The following is a 14,710-nucleotide window of genomic DNA, read 5'->3' as shown; positions in this document are numbered from 1 at the left end:
GCGCCACCTGATCGGGAGATCAACTCGTGCGGGTTAAGGATCTTGCCTAAATCAACCAGCGTGTTTTGATCGCAAGCATTCAGATCGCCCTAGGAATTATTGAGGATCTGCTCAAGCCGCGCGACCTCGCCTCGCAACATCTCGATAGCCGCGTCGCGGTTCTCCGAAACGTTCCAAGCAGTGTGGACCGGCTCTCCAGCGTGAGAGGGGTCGGATAATGCTCCGGCCTTGGTACTTCGCAAATCCCACCAGGTTCGGAATATCCGACGATAAAGTTCGGTTACCTCACCTCCCCTATCCAGCACTCCGGCTTTCTGTGCACGCAGCAGTTCCTGCTCATATCCGAGTTCTAGCAAAAGCTCAGCGCCGACCAAATCAGTCACGGTTTGCATCTCTTCGACGCTCAATTGAGATTGCCATGATTTGACAGAGCTTTCGTCAACGACGTTTCGTTCCAGGATTTTTCGATCCCCAAAGCTGCTGGATCGAAGATAATCTGCTTGTCTCATCCCAGCCGATGCGACGGCCGCTGGGTCACAGCCGAGCCCCTTCAACAGACGCCGGATTTCCTCGTCCTGATGCGCCACGAGCAGTTCGTATTGCACGAACTGTGTCTGAGGGCGAGAGCGGTGCGCGGCGAGCTTGGGAAGGCCCAGAACCAAATCGGCGAGTGAAGTTATGATGACGTCGGGCAGACGGAGCATGAGATCGGCGAGACTGGATACGCTAACCGAATGCGGGCTTTCTGTCCGCAGTGGGATGCCCCACGTCGATTTCAGTGAAGCGGCGATGGCATAGGGATTGCGCATCAGAAGGATGTGTGGTGCTTCTGGATAGACAGATTCAAGAAACTCAAGCACGGTCCAATACCGTGGTGTCTTGTCTATGATGATGCGCTTGCCCGCGTCCGCCAGATACTGATCATATGCTGCATCGGCATAAGCGCGGCTGGCGATCGTGCGATCTATCCGCCCCAGGAACTCCGAGGTCGCGGCCTTGATCAGTGAGCTGCCCGCCGGATGGCGCTGGTCCACCCTGCCAAATGCTTCAAGCGCCAGCATCAACCAGGGTTCAGGCGGAGCCACAATGTCTGGATGGTGCTGGAGCAAATGCGCCAGGAGTGTCGTCCCGGATCGTGGAAGACCAAGAAGAAAGCACACCGCAGGCGAACGGCCAAAACGTCCGCTCATCGTTCAGACCCTCGTGCCTGAAAAGCACACCCTGCCGGCGCTCGCTCGATTGAGCGAAACAAAGCCAGCCGCGGGATCACATGGGCAGCCGCTTCCGTGCAAAGCATCAAACCGAGACAAGAGTTTTGTCTAGCACTCATGAGTTTAGACCGTTCAGTTCGATCGATCGGCGGGATCACCGAAAGATAACTGCAATCGCCCCTCGATTGCTCGACAGTTAAAACGACGTCAAGCGGCAGCTCAATTACACGAAGATCGATTGCGGATAGGGGAAGGTTGGAAAGAACTATACGGACGTTTGCCGAAGACCGCCCGCGGTACAGGAAGGCTATTACGTGTAGTCATAAGTTGCCCGTTGCTGGGGCATTGAAGCCGTAAATGCGACATGCACCTCACTGATATTCGGCATACAAGAGCGGACAGCTCGGCGAGCGCGGCAAAGAAGCAGCCCACATCGCGGACATCTCACTTGGCGACGCGCAGCTATCTTGTTAGCGCGTATCGATCCTAACGCAACTTTGCCGTGCATACTGCCGTTGGTCCAAGACACTAAGCCATAGCTCCGGCCAGCCTGTTGAAGCCCATCCGTCCGAACTATACCAACTGTTTGATTTACCTGCTCTTGCAGCACTGCCGCCCCCCTAATCGGCGCTAAGGACGGTTGTAAAGGACGGAACCTGGCTTAAGATGGCTGATCCAGCAAGCGCGCTTGGCCGCATCTATACTGACGGAAACGAGATTGTCCGGCCGATCACGTGGGGAGAGCAGATCAATCCATGCTTGTCTCGAAGAACTTGCCAGATTTCCTGCCATTGTGCCTGGCATCACTGGGCCACGGTGGACAATCCTGATGGCGGTGACCGATCGTGTCCCGTGGCGTGGTGTAGCTGAGTGCGGGTCACCACGTTCGCCGGCATGGGCCGGATCGGTCAGCTGGCGATTGCCGGGAAGCTGACGGCGGGATCATCGCCCAACGGGGCGATGGTTTCCAGTGTCATGTAGCGGCCGCGTTGAACCGTCCACTCGTCGTTCTGTTCGAGCAGGATGGCACCGATCAGGCGAGTGATGGCGTCCTCATTCGGGAAGATGCCAACCACTTCGGTTCGGCGCTTGATCTCGCCGTTGACCCGTTCGAGCGGATTGGTCGAGTGCAGCTTGGCGCGGTGCGCGGCCGGGAAGCTCATATAGGCCAGCACGTCGGTCTCGGCCTCGTCGAGGAAGGCGGCGAGCTTCGGCAGCTTGGGGCGGAGCTGGTCGGCGATGCGCCGCCATTGCGCCCGTGCTGCCTCGGCGTCGTCCTGGGCAAAGGCGGTGGCGATGAAGGCGGAGACGACGCGCCGGCCGCTCTTGCCAGCATGCGCCAGCGCGTTGCGCATGAAGTGCACGCGGCAGCGTTGCCAAGAGGCGTTGAGCACCTTGCTGACGGTCGCCTTGATGCCCTCATGGGCGTCGGAGACGACGAGCTTGACGCCGCGCAGGCCCCGCCGCGCCAGCTTGCGCAGGAACGCCGTCCAGAACGTCTCGGCCTCTGACGGACCGATATCCATGCCGAGCACCTCGCGGCGGCCATCGCTGTTGACTCCACCGCGATGATCACCGCGACCGAGACGATGCGCCCGTTCTGGCGCACCTTCACGTAGGTCGCGTCGATCCACAGATAGGGCCAGTCGCCCTCGATCGGGCGGTTGAGGAAGGCCTTCACCTTGTCGTCGATCTCGCCGCACAGCCGCGACACCTGGCTCTTGGAGATCCCGCTCATGCCCATCGCCTGCACCAGATCGTCGACCGAGCGGGTGGAGACGCCCTGCACGTAGGCCTCCTGCACCACGGCGGTGAGCGCCTTCTCGGCCATCCGCCGCGGCTCGAGGAAGCCCGGGAAGTAGGAGCCTTTGCGCAGCTTGGGAATGCGCAGCTCGACGGTGCCGGCGCGGGTCTCCCAGCTCCGGTCGCGGTAGCCGTTGCGCTGGACCTGCCGTTCCTGGCTCTTCTCGCCGTACGCGGCCCCGGTCAGGCCCTCGACCTCCAGCTCCATCAGCCGGTGGGCGGCAAAGCCGATCATCTCGCGCAAGAGATCTGCATCGGGGGTCTTCTCTACGAGCGTGCGCAGGTTCATCATGTCGTCGGTCATCGGTGGTTCCTCGAATCAGGTTGGCTGTCGCAATCCAAACCTTACCGACGAATCATCGGTGACCACCCGCAAAGCCGCTCGCTCGCTACGGCGCTATTGAGGGCGCGCTTCGCGAGCGGCTTTGCTAATCAGCTACACCACTCCTCGGGACACGACCCGGTGACCTATTTGGGCAGAGAAAAAAGGGTTGTACAGGTCAATCTGGTGTCACGATTGATGCACGTCGACCCTTCCTTCGTGACGACCTACTCAAAGTTGCTAGAGAACAACGGTTGCTGCGGCATAAGTCCTCCGCAAACGATGACCGGATCCTGCAGATGTCGCTGACGGCCAAAACGCGCAAGCATCTCGCGACTTTGACGCCACGACAGACAGCGCAGAATGAGCTCACTTTTGATGAAAGCGGCATTGACCGATCAAGCAAGTTCATTGCCAAGGCTGCCACAGTGAGGTATCGCCTGGAATGGGCCCGTCTGGTATTCAGAAGACCAAACGCAACTGTCAGAAATGGAGCTCGCTAATCATGAGTCTCCCATTCTTCGAATACGTCTTAAAGCAGCGCGGTCGAAGGTGGTTGTGGTCCGTTCACGACGCTGAGGGCGCGCAGGTCATGATGGGTTCAGGACGTAACCGCCCCGCCGCCATCTATCAAGCTAACAGAGCCCTTTTTCAATTGCTGTTGAGCGCGCCATATCGCCCAGGAGCTCGAGCTAGCCGACAGGCTCGACGCCGTCGGCTTACACCGAAACTTTAGCTGGCATGAGCGTCGAGAATGTCCCCATTCGCGAGTTTGTTTCTATTTGGCTAAAGCGGTCAGCCGATGTGTTCGGCCCAGCGCCCGAAGCTGAAGAAGCTGATGCCCGAACGAAGACTAGCTTCGCCCCGGAGGGGTTTCGTCTGCAGCTTCTCAAAGTAAGGCGCCTAGTACTGGGCGGTTGGCGCCATCGCATGTGCTCCCGGACCGGGCGGCTTTATCTTCAAGACCGGTCTGTGGCTATGACTATGTCTTTCACTGGCAATCATACATTGCAAGCGGCCGTCGAAACCACCTTCCAAAAAACTTGATCGAAGATCAGGAGACGATGGAGCCCCGTTCCGCGACATTGAAGAGCATCCGGCACGTGAGTAAAAAACTCTCTCAGCACAGACGGCAAAGCTAAAGCTAATGTGCAACAAAGTTGCTATGGCCAAAGAGGGCGGCCCGCGAGCCGCCCTACCGTGCCATTAGCCAGCGTTGCTGAAATTAACGCTGATGTCCGAGTCCGATTCCGAGATTTAAGGCTTTCTGGCGTAGCGCGCCGACGCTGCGTTTGGTCATCTTTGCTATTTTTATGACCGGGGTCCGAGCCTTCGAATGGACTTTGAGCTCTTTGATATCAGCCTTCGTCCACTCGCGCCGCTTAACGCGTTTCTTGGTTGCTTTTTTCACGATGAATGCTCCTTCTGAGAGGAGTGCTTGTAGCATAGTTTTTTCGGAGCGACGACCGCAAAAAAAACGAACAGTCATCGGAACTCGCGCCAATTATTAGCTCGGTCATGTTTTTGGAAGAGAAGGTGTCTGGACTACTGCAGCTGTTGAATTCTTAACTCCGTACAGACGCTGTGTTGAGAGGCTTCGTTATTGAATGCAGCCGCATTGGCGATTTACCCCGCTCTCGCTAACTAAGTGCCAGAGCTCCTCTGGAGCGTGCGCGAACACAAAAATCAGTCTCGCCTTCGTGTCCGTCGCCCGGGCTCGGCTCAACGTGTCCAAGTGCATGAAGACATCAGGTCCTCCACACTCAGGTCGGAGGAAGCCATGTCATCCCTTGGTCCCGTTGAATCGCTTCACAGTACTAGACACTGCATTATCTCCAAACTGAAACTTGCGCGATCTAATCGGGGCACGTGGCTATCAGCAAGGGATTGAGCGGTAAGCCGTCACGCCTATAACCTTTGCGCCGGCTTAATCGCGTGCCAAGGAACGCTTTCTGCGCGCGCTCGCTCGCAGCTGCGAAGACACCATGAGGGGCTACTCATCCTCGGGCTCTTGCGCGATCTCCCGTTCAACCTTCCCCTCCCTAGCACCCAGATCTAGCAGTTCGAGCCTCTCAAGAGCTTTCCTTCCCGCGTCGGTAATAATCCAGCACCCGACCTCTCGCTCGATCAGCCTTTGGCCGAAAATATCGAGCTGCGGCGCGCGGCTCGCGATGCGCTTCATACGGGCCGGCCACTCTGGGCCGCTGCTGTAATAGATGGCCAAATGCTGTTTAACGACTTCGATGCTCGCCCGCTCGTGCGGCTGGCCGGCAAGTATCTTCAGTATGGACAGCTGAAAACTCACGCGCGCACGCCATCGAGTCGAGGAAAAGCTCCATAATACTTATCCTGAGGGAAGCCACAGCGCTGTGCGCCGCTTTTCAAAAGAAACCTTGCCCCATCAGCCTAATGAAGCAGGATACCGACTGCCGTCGATGACAGCCTGGATTGCTTCCTCGCCAGCGCAAAATTGCTTCGCCGTAAGCAAGGTTCTCAACGGCATCGGCGACATCCTGCCCACAGTGTTTTGAAGCATGGGCCAGCGGAGATAGAGCTAAGCGTGTGATGAGGTCTCGACTGCCGTCTTCGATCGATTTGATATCAAACTACGTCGGTGGTACCCACGCTGTTCCACATCTCGCCGGATGACATCGCTCACTGAACGCACCGCCCGCTTCTTGCGCATTCCAGGAATGGTGATCAGGTGTTCCAGACGATGGCGATCACGGATTCCAGATGATCGTGATCACAGGAGACGAACACGACTGACGGGTTTAAGTGTGCTGGAAATAGTCTCCTCGTCAAGGATGGTTGGGCTGGCTTGGAGATCGTCCCGGCGGTCCATGGGAGGGCCCCGTGCGCGGCGCGGAGTGCCCCCACGAGCGACGTAGCGACGCGCGCGGGAGGGGCCTGTGGGCCGGCGGGGCGATCGTGCGCGAGGCGCTCACGGTTTTTTCTTTTCGCCGGCCTGACGGCGCAGGCTGTCGCCCTTGAGCTCAAGGCGATGCGCATTGTGAATGATGCGGTCCAATATCGCATCGCCAAGAGTGGGGTCGCCGAACACGTCAGAGTACCCCTATTCTTGAGCGGGTCGTGTCTCACGTCACGATCACGGACCCGCATCATTTTCTGTTTGGGCACCGGCTTGAGGTGCTGAAGGAGCGGTCGGGGCGCGGTCCCGCCTACGTCGTTGTCGCGCTGCCGGACGGCCGGCCGCGGGCGGTTCGGATCGCGTCGACGGATCTTGCCGAGACGCCGATCACTTCCCGCCCGGATGCGGCCGATCTGCCGCGCATCAGTGCACGTACGCTGATCCCATTGATGCAACATTTGAGCGCGAGTCTGAGCCTTCTCGACGAGAAGGTGATTCGCGATGACCCACCGACCGCTTCCAGGTCGCGTTGCGTATCGACCCCTGCCGACGTTGGCAAATCCACCCGGCCATCCGACGGCCGACATTCCGCGCCTGTGGCCGAATCTGTCGACCGCGACGCAAACCCAGATCGCTCAAATCCTCGCCACGCTGCTGCGGCGAATGCAAGCGGTTCCCGGCACGCCCGGAAGGGGACTGGGTCGTGCTGATCAGCTTGAACGTCGCTGACGAGCGGCTCACGACTGCGCACCGAGCCAAGTTGGCCTATGTCTACGTGCGGCAGTCATCCGTGAACCAGGTGCGCCAGCACCAGGAGAGCACGGAGCTGCAGTACCGCCTCGTCGATCGTGCCATCGGTCTGGGTTGGCCCCGGAGCGCGTCCAGGTCATTGACGAGGATCTGGGCAAATCCGGTGCTGGCGGCGTGGATCGTCATGGTTTCCAGAAGCTCATTGCCGAGATCGGCCTTGGCAACGCCGGTCTTGTGGTAAGCCTCGACGCTTCTCGCTTGGCCCGCAATAACCGGGACTGGCATCAGCTTCTCGAACTGTGCTCGGTGTTCGGCGTGCTCATTGCGGATGGCGAGCGGCTTTACGATCCGCGCGCCTACCACGACCGCCTGCTGTTGGGCTTGTCCGGCATCATGAGCGAGGCGGAGTTGCATCAGCTTCGGATGCGCCTTCACCAAGGGGAACGCCAGAAGGCGGCGCGGGGCGAGCTGCGGCTGCCGCTGCCAGCCGGGCTCGCCTATGATCGAGCGGGCACAATTGTTCTCAATCCCGATGAGGAGGTGCGGGCCCGTCTTCATCTCGTGTTCGCCAAATTCCGGGAACTGCAGAGCGCTCGCCGTGTGATGCGTTACTTGGACAGGAACGGATTGTCCTTGCCGGTTCGACCGCTGCTTGGACCATCTCCACACGAGATCGTCTGGCGTGCGCCAGATAGTGCACGCGTCCTTAGCGTCCTTCAAAATCCGGCCTATGCTGGGGCGTATGTTTATGGCCGCCGGCAAAAGGATCCGAGCCGATGCCGGCCGGGATCGCTGACGGGAACGGTCAAGGTGGCGATCGGGGATTGGGCGGTTTGCCTCCACGCCGCTCACCCAGGCTATATCAGCTGGGAGGAGTTCATGGCCAACCAGGGGCGACTGGCAGATAACGTCTTCCGCTATGAGGCAGGACATTCTGGCGTACCGCGCAAGGGGGTAGCCCTGTTACAAGGAATTGCGATCTGCGGCCGTTGCGGGACGGCGCATGAGCATGCGCTACACGGGCCCGAATGCCGACTATCCGGTCTATTGCTGCCGCTCGGATCGGGACCAGCAAGGCAGTGCACTGTGTCAGGAAGTCCGGGCCTTGGCGGTTGACGCGCTGGTCGAGCGGGTGGTCCTCGATGCCCTGGTGCCGGATCAGATTGAGATCGCACTCGCGGCGGCGGGCCAACTGGAGCAGGAGAGCCGTCAGCTCGAGCGCCAGTGGGCGCTTCGCGTGGAGCGCGCCCGCTACGAGGCCGAGCGCGCTCGGCGTCAGTATGACGCCGTAGAACCCGAGAACCGTCTTGTGGCGCGCTCACTTGAGCGGGCTTGGGAAGAGAAGCTGCGTGTCGTCGAGGCGGTCGAGCAGCAGCATGCGCGTTGGTGCGCACAAGAGCCGCTTCTGATTGGCCCGGCGGAACGCGCTGGGCTACAAGCGCTCGGCGAGAACCTGCCGCGGATTTGGAATACGGCCACCACGTCGGCAGCCGATCGCAAGCGCATTCTGCGATTTGTCATCCGCGAAGTCGTTCTTGATCAGAAGCGGACCCGAGGTCAAGTGTGGCTCAAGATCGTCTGGCAGACCGGCGCAACCAGCGAGCATCACGTACAACGGCGCGTTCACACCTACCGCGATTACATCGACATTGATCGGTTGCGGCGACGGATCCTCGAGTTGAATGCTGAACACAAAATGGATGGCGAGATCGCGGCGATACTCAATCAGGAAGGCTTCGTCGCGGCCCGAGGCTGCGCCTTCAAAGGCGAGAACGTCTGGGTGTTACGCACCCGCTGGGGCATTCCCACCGTCAAAATCAACGGCATGGACAAGAACCCGATGCGCTGGCCCGACGGGAGCTTCTCGATTCAGGGCGCGGCGGCCGAGCTTGGAGTAACCCCACAGACGGTGTTCGATTATCTCGCGCGCGGATTGCTGGCAGGTCATCAGTTAGCCAAAGGTCAGCCATGGCAGATCGAGCTTTCCGACGAACAGATCAGTCAGCTTCGCAATCGGGTACGACGCACCAAGCGTTCGAAGAAGGAGGCATCATGAAGCCATCGGCTCGGCAATGACGTCGTGCCATTGCGACACGGGGACCTGACTTGTGATCAACAACGACCCCTTGTCGTAGCGATCATCGACAATCTCGAGCAGATCGCGCCGCTGGTCGGCGGTGAGCGGTTCGGGTCCCCAGTCGTCGAGAATGAGGAGATTGACGCGCTCCAGAGCGGCGATCAGGCGCGCCAGACGGCCTTCGCCGCGCGCCTGGGCGAGATCGGCGAACAGGCGAGATGCCCTCTTGTAGAGGACGGAGAAGCCGTCGCGGCAAGCCTTGTTGCCGAGCGCGCAGGCAAGCCAGGACTTGCCGGTGCCGGTTGGGCCGACGATGACCAGGTGGTTGGCATCACGGATCCATTGGCAGGTGGCGAGGGTCTGGAAGAGCGAACGGTCAAGGCCGCGGGCGGTGCGATAATCGACATTCTCGATGGCGGCCGCCTGGCGGAGCTTGGCACTGGTCAAGCGGCGCGTGAGGCGGCGGTTGTCACGGGCGGTGACCTCGCGATCGACGAGGAGGCCGAGCCAATCGGGATGCGGCATCCCGGCCGCCTCGGGATTGTTCTGCAGTTCGACGAGGGTATCGGCCATGGCGGCGAGGCCGAGGGCGCGCAAGCGATCGACGGTAGGGTGAATGAGCATGCTGATCTCTCCTGATCAATTGTAGTAACTGCGGCCACGGATGTTGGCGTGGAAGAGGATGGGCGCCTCCTCGGCGGGCGGAGCGGTTCTGTCAGTGCCGTTCTTGAGGATGGCGGCGACCGATTTGTACGAACGGGCGTTGATCAGGAGGGCACGGGCGCAGGCGGCGTCGACGCGTTCCTGGCCGTAGCGCTTGACCAGCCCGAGAATGCCGATGGCGGAGCGGAAGCCCTGTTCCGGGTGCGGCCGCGACCGCAGGATGACGTCGATCAGAGTGTCGACGTCGGGGCCGACCTTGGCGGCTTCGGAACGAATACGCTCATGGGTCCAGTCACGATAGCGGCGATGCGAGCTCGGCATATGCTCGGAAATCGTCGTTGGGCGATGCGGCAGCGTGCTGCGCAGGTGCGAGGCGATGCGCTTGCCGCGCAGGAAAATCTCGACCGTTCGCGCGGTGATCCGAGCCTCGACCTCCTGATGCACGAGGTTGTGAGGAACGCTGTAGTAATGTTTGGCGATCTCGACATGATAGTCGAGATTGACCCGGCAGCGCTTCCACTCGGCATACTCGTACGGTTCATCCGGCAAGGGGGTGAGCGCCGGACGATCGAGCTCCTCGAACAGGTCGCGCCGACTTCGTCCCCAGCTGCGCAGCGGTCGATTGTTGAGATCGGCGAGAAGCACACGGATCGCCTCGTTGAGGGCGGCAAGCGAGAAGAAGCGGTGGTTGCGCAGGCGCGCCAGAATCCATCGTCCGACGATTTGGACGCCGACTTCGACCTTGGCCTTGTCGCGCGGCCGATACGGCCGCGCCGGGACGATGGCGGTGCGGTAATGGCGGGCGAGATCGGCATAGGTCCGGTTGACCATCGGCTCATGAAAGCAGGCCCGGGTGATGCCGGCCTTCAGGTTGTCGCTCACCGTCTGCCGGGCCACGCCGCCGAAATAGGCAAACGCCCGAACGTGCGAGGCGATCCAGTCCGGCAGGCTCTGGCTGAGGCTGGCCTCGGCGTAGGTGTAGTTCGAGGCGCCGAGCACGGCGACGAAGATCTGCGCGCTCCGCACCTCACCGCTGAGCCCGTCAACCACCTCCATGGTGTGGCCGGAATAATCAACGAACAGCTTCTCGCCGGCGACATGAACCTGGCGCAGGGTCGGCTTGAGGCGGCCGGCCCATTCCTTGTAGCGTTCACAGAACCACGAGTAGCTGAAGCTGTCGGAGTTTGCGTCGCAATACTCCTCCCACAACAGCATCAGCGTGACGTTTGAGCGCCGCAGCTCGCGATGCACCAGCGCCCAATCCGGCTGCGGACGCTCGTCGCTGGGCCGATCGGATGGTGGCGGATATAGGCGGTTCTCGAGCCGGACATCGTCATCCAGCTCCGGCGGCAACGGCCAGGTCAGGCCGGCGCGGCGGGTTCGGTTCAGGTACTTGCTGACCGTGCCTTGGGCCAGGCCGAGGCTGCGGGCAACGGCGCGTTGCGACATGCCGACGCTGTAGTGCAGGCGTAGAACTTCACGAATGTGGCGCATGGACAGTCTCTCGGTCGGCATCTCGATCCTCTGCGGTTAGGCAAAAGACCAAGGTAGCCAGGTTGCAGACTGTCAGCGGTGGACGCCTCCTGGTTGCCCCCGATCGATCACGATCGGCTGGAAATGGTGATCACGATGCTCTGGAACGCGTGATCACGATGGCCTGGAATCGGTGATCACGATCGGCTGGAACGCGCACGCTTCTTTCGCTTCCAACTGCCCTCCAACCCCGCCGGGATCGCAAACCCTCGCGGAACGACCAAAAGATCGCGTCTCCCGTTCAAATAAATATCGAACATGTCGTCCCTCGTTTGACACGAGGGTAGATCGCCGGTCCATACATTTGGTGACATCGAAGCAACAGTTGCGCTCAAAGACTCTACGCAAGTTTTCCGCCAGATTTCGCCCGTACTTGAGCATGCCTTCCAATCCCGCTTCTCCTTCAGGTGCTCCGCATCGGTGAGGGTACCGGAGCCTTCGCGCGCCTTATTATCGCTAACAGATCCTCTGATCGAGGCGGCGTTCTCGATATGGTGATAAGCCTTGCAGACAACCGCGGGATCGATAACTGGGGGGCAGGAGAGCGTCTTTGCGCCATGGCTCGAAAGGCAGATGAAGACAGATTGCGGTCATGGGCCATCGCATCGATGTCCTGCGCGATCAAGTAAGCTGGTAAGAATGTGCGGGACAGGCTCGCGCGCAACCGGCTGAGCGGACGCCTTACCGGTCAAAGGCATCGATGTGCGCAGATTGGCCAACGATGCATACTCGTTCAAACAACTATAGCTGCCGGAGGCAGATTGGTTCTTGACACATGCAAACAAGACCGATTTGTGCGCGCCACGCTTAGAGGAGCGCTGCAGATCCACTTGAAAGGCAGGCGGCAATCCTCCAGCAGGTCCGCTTAGGTGTCGTGAGACAACGGGCCGCGCGCCGATTTGACGCGGTATCGCCACTTGTTCTCGAATTGACGATCGACGCGAGCCTGTCGGAGATCACGCTTAGCTTGCAGATTGCCCCACAATTCAATTCGCGGAGTTCCCGCGCCAAAATCAAGCTAACCAGCCCATGCCGGCGGCAATGCAGGCGGGGTTCGAAGCTCTATCACATCAGCGAAGACCGTCCAATCGTCGACACTTTTTTGCTTGCAGAAATTGGCCTCAGCCTGCTGTGCAGCAGCGCTCAGTGAGGCAGCATCGACCTTGAACGCTGCCTGACAGGCACGATGTTCGTGGCCGGTATCGTCACAAACGGTTTTAATGAACCGAACATTAAATGAAGGCATGACACCTCTTGTCTTGGGTTTGCTGATCCACCATTCTGTCACTCGCACCACAAGAGTATTTGATCTGCCTCAAGCAGCATCCCAAGGGTTGTCCGCCCCTCCATTGAGGTAATGTTTAGACTTTGGCAGCCCGAGCGCTCCCGTTGTCCCGCAGACTACGCGATCTCTATTGTCCAGCTTCCGGATCGCGCTCTGGTTTGAGCCGCGGGATAACGCCTTCTAGTCTGTTCATGCCGTCGACCGATAAAGTTGAATCGCCGATGACTCGAGGATTGTCTTGCACAAAGGATTGATTGCCCCGTGCACCGCCACGCCAGAAATCCCGGCTATTGATCACGATCGATCCGATATGCGGCTCGCAGCGGCAGCTCGAGGGCGGCCATTCTCAATGCGCATCAGTTCTTTTTGACCTGTATCAATACCGCGGCGACTGCCTACTGATAGAAGTGCGCTTCTTGCTCATCACACACATGGAGAAAGACATGGTGCACCATCATCGTTTCATGTCCAGATATCGGCGCCGCAGTTCAAGGAGCGCTGCCGGATGCACCCGAGGCGCGTGCCGATGACCTGCACACAACAACCTACGTCGCGTGCGAAGGCATCCACTTCATCGACCCGCGGACGTGCGCTGATCGGCTTCGAGCGCAGCTAGGGCTCATCCGAATGATGTCAAACGAGTTCTGGCTCTTTGGGTTCTCGGGAATGCCTGCCCGCTCACAACGGCGCGCCTGACGCCATTGCAACCGAACGCCCCACGCCGACGACGCGGGACAAAGAGATTTCCCACCAACGAAGGATGTTCGACATGACAGACCATGGGGACATTCGTCGCGCCGCGGATCAGGCTGCGGGAGCGGCAGTCGAGTTAAACTTCTGCAGAACAGCAGTTAATACCAGCCATCGGCGGTTTGACCTGATCCCGATCGATTCGACCGAAGCCCGAGACTTGTTTCGCAGCGTTCTCTCGGCGGGCGAGACGATGATGTCCCGGCACGAAACGTTCGACGGCGCCACGGCCGATAAAAGCCCGGCCACGACTGGCGCAATCGAGACCACGCCGCCTGGGCAATATTGCGCTGAGCCCGATCGCGGCGCCAAGCCATCTCGTGCGAAGTGTTCAGAAGGTTGCCTGAATTTGTCAGCCAGCAGCGATGAACATCGTGCAAGATCTCCTGGCGACCTGACCTGGGAGCGGCTCGAAACGGTGCCACCCTCAGATCGGGACCTGGAGATTGCCGTGATCGAAGGTGGTACCATTCACCGGGTGGTCTTTCCTTGCCGCCGGGCCTTCGGCGGCTGGATCAAGGCCAAGACAGGAGAACACGTAGCCGTGCAGCCGACGCACTGGCGCATATGGCCGAAATAGCCATCCCGCACAATGAATTGATGTGAGTTGAGGCGCCTTCAGCTCCGGTGGCCTCTCGTAGGAAACAATGTAGAATCGAATAAGAGCGTCTGCCAGGAAACATGTCAGACCACGTCTGGTAAAGCTATGGCATTGCCGCGGCCGCCGCCGCGCTGGCTCTCGTGATCTGCCCGGCCTAACGTCGCTCCCCTGCTCTGCCTCTTGATCGGCGTGGCCTTTAATCCCGCTGCCATGATCGATATCGCGGAATTCGCGGGCGCCATGATCGTGATTGAGGAGAAGAGAATCATTCTCTCGTTCAGCGCCCCAGCCGCTCGTTTAATTGGTTTCTCTCCGGACGACGTGGTCGGAATGAATGTATCGAGCTTGCTGCCGCAGCTCTACCGCCCCGAGCACGAGCGCTGCATCGCACGTTTTCTGGCCAAGGACGAGCGGCACATCATTGGCATCCGCCGCATCGTCGTCGGCGAACCGAGCGACGGCTCGACCTCCGTCGGTGAGGCCAAGGTGCGCGCCGAACGGTTCTTCACCGGTTCCATCCGAAATCTCGGCGAGGGTCGGCGGCGGAACGGCGGTTGGAAGAGCTGCAATCTGACCTCGTGCGGGTGTCGCGGCCCGGTCGCCATACGTGAAATGGCATCGTCTATTGCCCGTGAGATCACCGGCCGCTCTCCGCAATTACAAACTGCGGGACACAAAGCCTCTGCTGGCGCGCAACGAGCCGGACGCCAACTGCAATGGTGGCGCACTCGAACGCGCCGCCACTACACGCTCTACGCGCCAAAGATATCATCAGCGCCTGCGGGACTTCATTTCCAGGGACGAGCACACTGCGGAGACTCCGCTCACGCTCTTTGAAGAAGC

10 protein-coding genes and 2 pseudogenes are annotated in these 14,710 nt (G+C 60.0%); 4 read left to right on the top strand and 8 right to left on the bottom strand.

Features of this window, described 5'->3' with window-relative positions:
- Positions 1-89: 89 nt before the first annotated feature.
- The 5 genes and pseudogenes from P6U28_RS01305 to P6U28_RS01285 form a co-directional block, all read right to left on the bottom strand.
- Positions 90-1,190 carry a sulfotransferase family protein gene (locus P6U28_RS01305; protein ID WP_407121554.1) on the bottom strand — a complete coding sequence of 367 codons (1,101 nt, stop codon included), beginning with the start codon at positions 1,188-1,190 and terminating at the stop codon, positions 90-92.
- A 929-nt stretch (positions 1,191-2,119) separates the two neighbouring features.
- Positions 2,120-3,318, bottom strand: a pseudogene (locus tag P6U28_RS01300) (IS256 family transposase).
- A gap of 1,243 nt (positions 3,319-4,561) precedes the next feature.
- Positions 4,562-4,783: a hypothetical protein gene (locus P6U28_RS01295; RefSeq protein WP_129143657.1), complete on the bottom strand. Its 222-nt coding sequence runs from the start codon at positions 4,781-4,783 to the stop codon at positions 4,562-4,564.
- A gap of 546 nt (positions 4,784-5,329) precedes the next feature.
- Positions 5,330-5,641, bottom strand: coding sequence for a hypothetical protein (locus P6U28_RS01290; protein WP_407121552.1), 312 nt, complete (start codon positions 5,639-5,641; stop codon positions 5,330-5,332).
- Positions 5,642-6,280: 639 nt separating this feature from the next.
- Positions 6,281-6,400: pseudogene (locus P6U28_RS01285) on the bottom strand (ATP-binding protein); the annotation flags it as partial.
- Between the two features lie 732 nt (positions 6,401-7,132).
- Here P6U28_RS01285 and P6U28_RS01280 point away from each other — a divergent pair.
- Both P6U28_RS01280 and P6U28_RS01275 read left to right on the top strand, forming a co-directional pair.
- On the top strand, positions 7,133-8,074 hold the full coding sequence (locus P6U28_RS01280) for a recombinase family protein (protein ID WP_407123183.1): 942 nt from the start codon (positions 7,133-7,135) through the stop codon (positions 8,072-8,074).
- On the top strand, positions 7,962-9,014 hold the full coding sequence (locus P6U28_RS01275) for a hypothetical protein (RefSeq protein WP_407121551.1): 1,053 nt from the start codon (positions 7,962-7,964) through the stop codon (positions 9,012-9,014). Before P6U28_RS01280 ends, P6U28_RS01275 begins: the two co-directional genes overlap by 113 nt.
- Here P6U28_RS01275 and istB read toward each other — a convergent pair.
- From istB to P6U28_RS01260, 3 genes are all read right to left on the bottom strand, one after another.
- Positions 9,009-9,659, bottom strand: coding sequence for an IS21-like element helper ATPase IstB (gene istB / locus P6U28_RS01270; RefSeq protein WP_407121549.1), 651 nt, complete (start codon positions 9,657-9,659; stop codon positions 9,009-9,011). The two genes, P6U28_RS01275 and istB, sit on opposite strands and share 6 nt — an antisense overlap.
- 15 nt (positions 9,660-9,674) lie before the next feature.
- Positions 9,675-11,213, bottom strand: coding sequence for an IS21 family transposase (gene istA / locus P6U28_RS01265; protein WP_407121089.1), 1,539 nt, complete (start codon positions 11,211-11,213; stop codon positions 9,675-9,677).
- A 1,036-nt stretch (positions 11,214-12,249) separates the two neighbouring features.
- Positions 12,250-12,477 (bottom strand): hypothetical protein, encoded by a 228-nt coding sequence (locus P6U28_RS01260; RefSeq protein WP_407121547.1) that lies wholly within the window; start codon positions 12,475-12,477, stop codon positions 12,250-12,252.
- Positions 12,478-13,285: 808 nt separating this feature from the next.
- On the opposite strand from P6U28_RS01260, the gene P6U28_RS01255 reads away from it, so the two are divergent.
- Both P6U28_RS01255 and P6U28_RS01250 read left to right on the top strand, forming a co-directional pair.
- The gene (locus P6U28_RS01255; RefSeq protein WP_407121545.1) at positions 13,286-13,846 is read left to right on the top strand and encodes a hypothetical protein; all 561 of its coding nucleotides are present in this window, start codon (positions 13,286-13,288) and stop codon (positions 13,844-13,846) included.
- A gap of 210 nt (positions 13,847-14,056) precedes the next feature.
- Entirely contained in the window at positions 14,057-14,704 is a 648-nt protein-coding gene (locus P6U28_RS01250) for a PAS domain S-box protein (protein ID WP_407123182.1), read from the top strand.
- Positions 14,705-14,710: the final 6 nt, after the last annotated feature.

The organism is Bradyrhizobium sp. STM 3561, assembly GCF_045571455.1.
Classification (GTDB): domain Bacteria; phylum Pseudomonadota; class Alphaproteobacteria; order Rhizobiales; family Xanthobacteraceae; genus Bradyrhizobium; species Bradyrhizobium vignae.
This window is presented reverse-complemented; position numbering and strand designations above follow the sequence as displayed.

Coding starts and splice junctions, on each gene's coding strand:
- P6U28_RS01305 (WP_407121554.1), bottom strand. CDS start 1,190: ATGAGCGGACGTTTTGGCCGTTCGCCTGCGGTGTGCTTTCTTCTTGGT.
- P6U28_RS01295 (WP_129143657.1), bottom strand. CDS start 4,783: ATGCTACAAGCACTCCTCTCAGAAGGAGCATTCATCGTGAAAAAAGCA.
- P6U28_RS01275 (WP_407121551.1), top strand. CDS start 7,962: ATGAGCATGCGCTACACGGGCCCGAATGCCGACTATCCGGTCTATTGC.
- istB (WP_407121549.1), bottom strand. CDS start 9,659: ATGCTCATTCACCCTACCGTCGATCGCTTGCGCGCCCTCGGCCTCGCC.
- istA (WP_407121089.1), bottom strand. CDS start 11,213: ATGCCGACCGAGAGACTGTCCATGCGCCACATTCGTGAAGTTCTACGC.
- P6U28_RS01260 (WP_407121547.1), bottom strand. CDS start 12,477: ATGCCTTCATTTAATGTTCGGTTCATTAAAACCGTTTGTGACGATACC.
- P6U28_RS01255 (WP_407121545.1), top strand. CDS start 13,286: ATGACAGACCATGGGGACATTCGTCGCGCCGCGGATCAGGCTGCGGGA.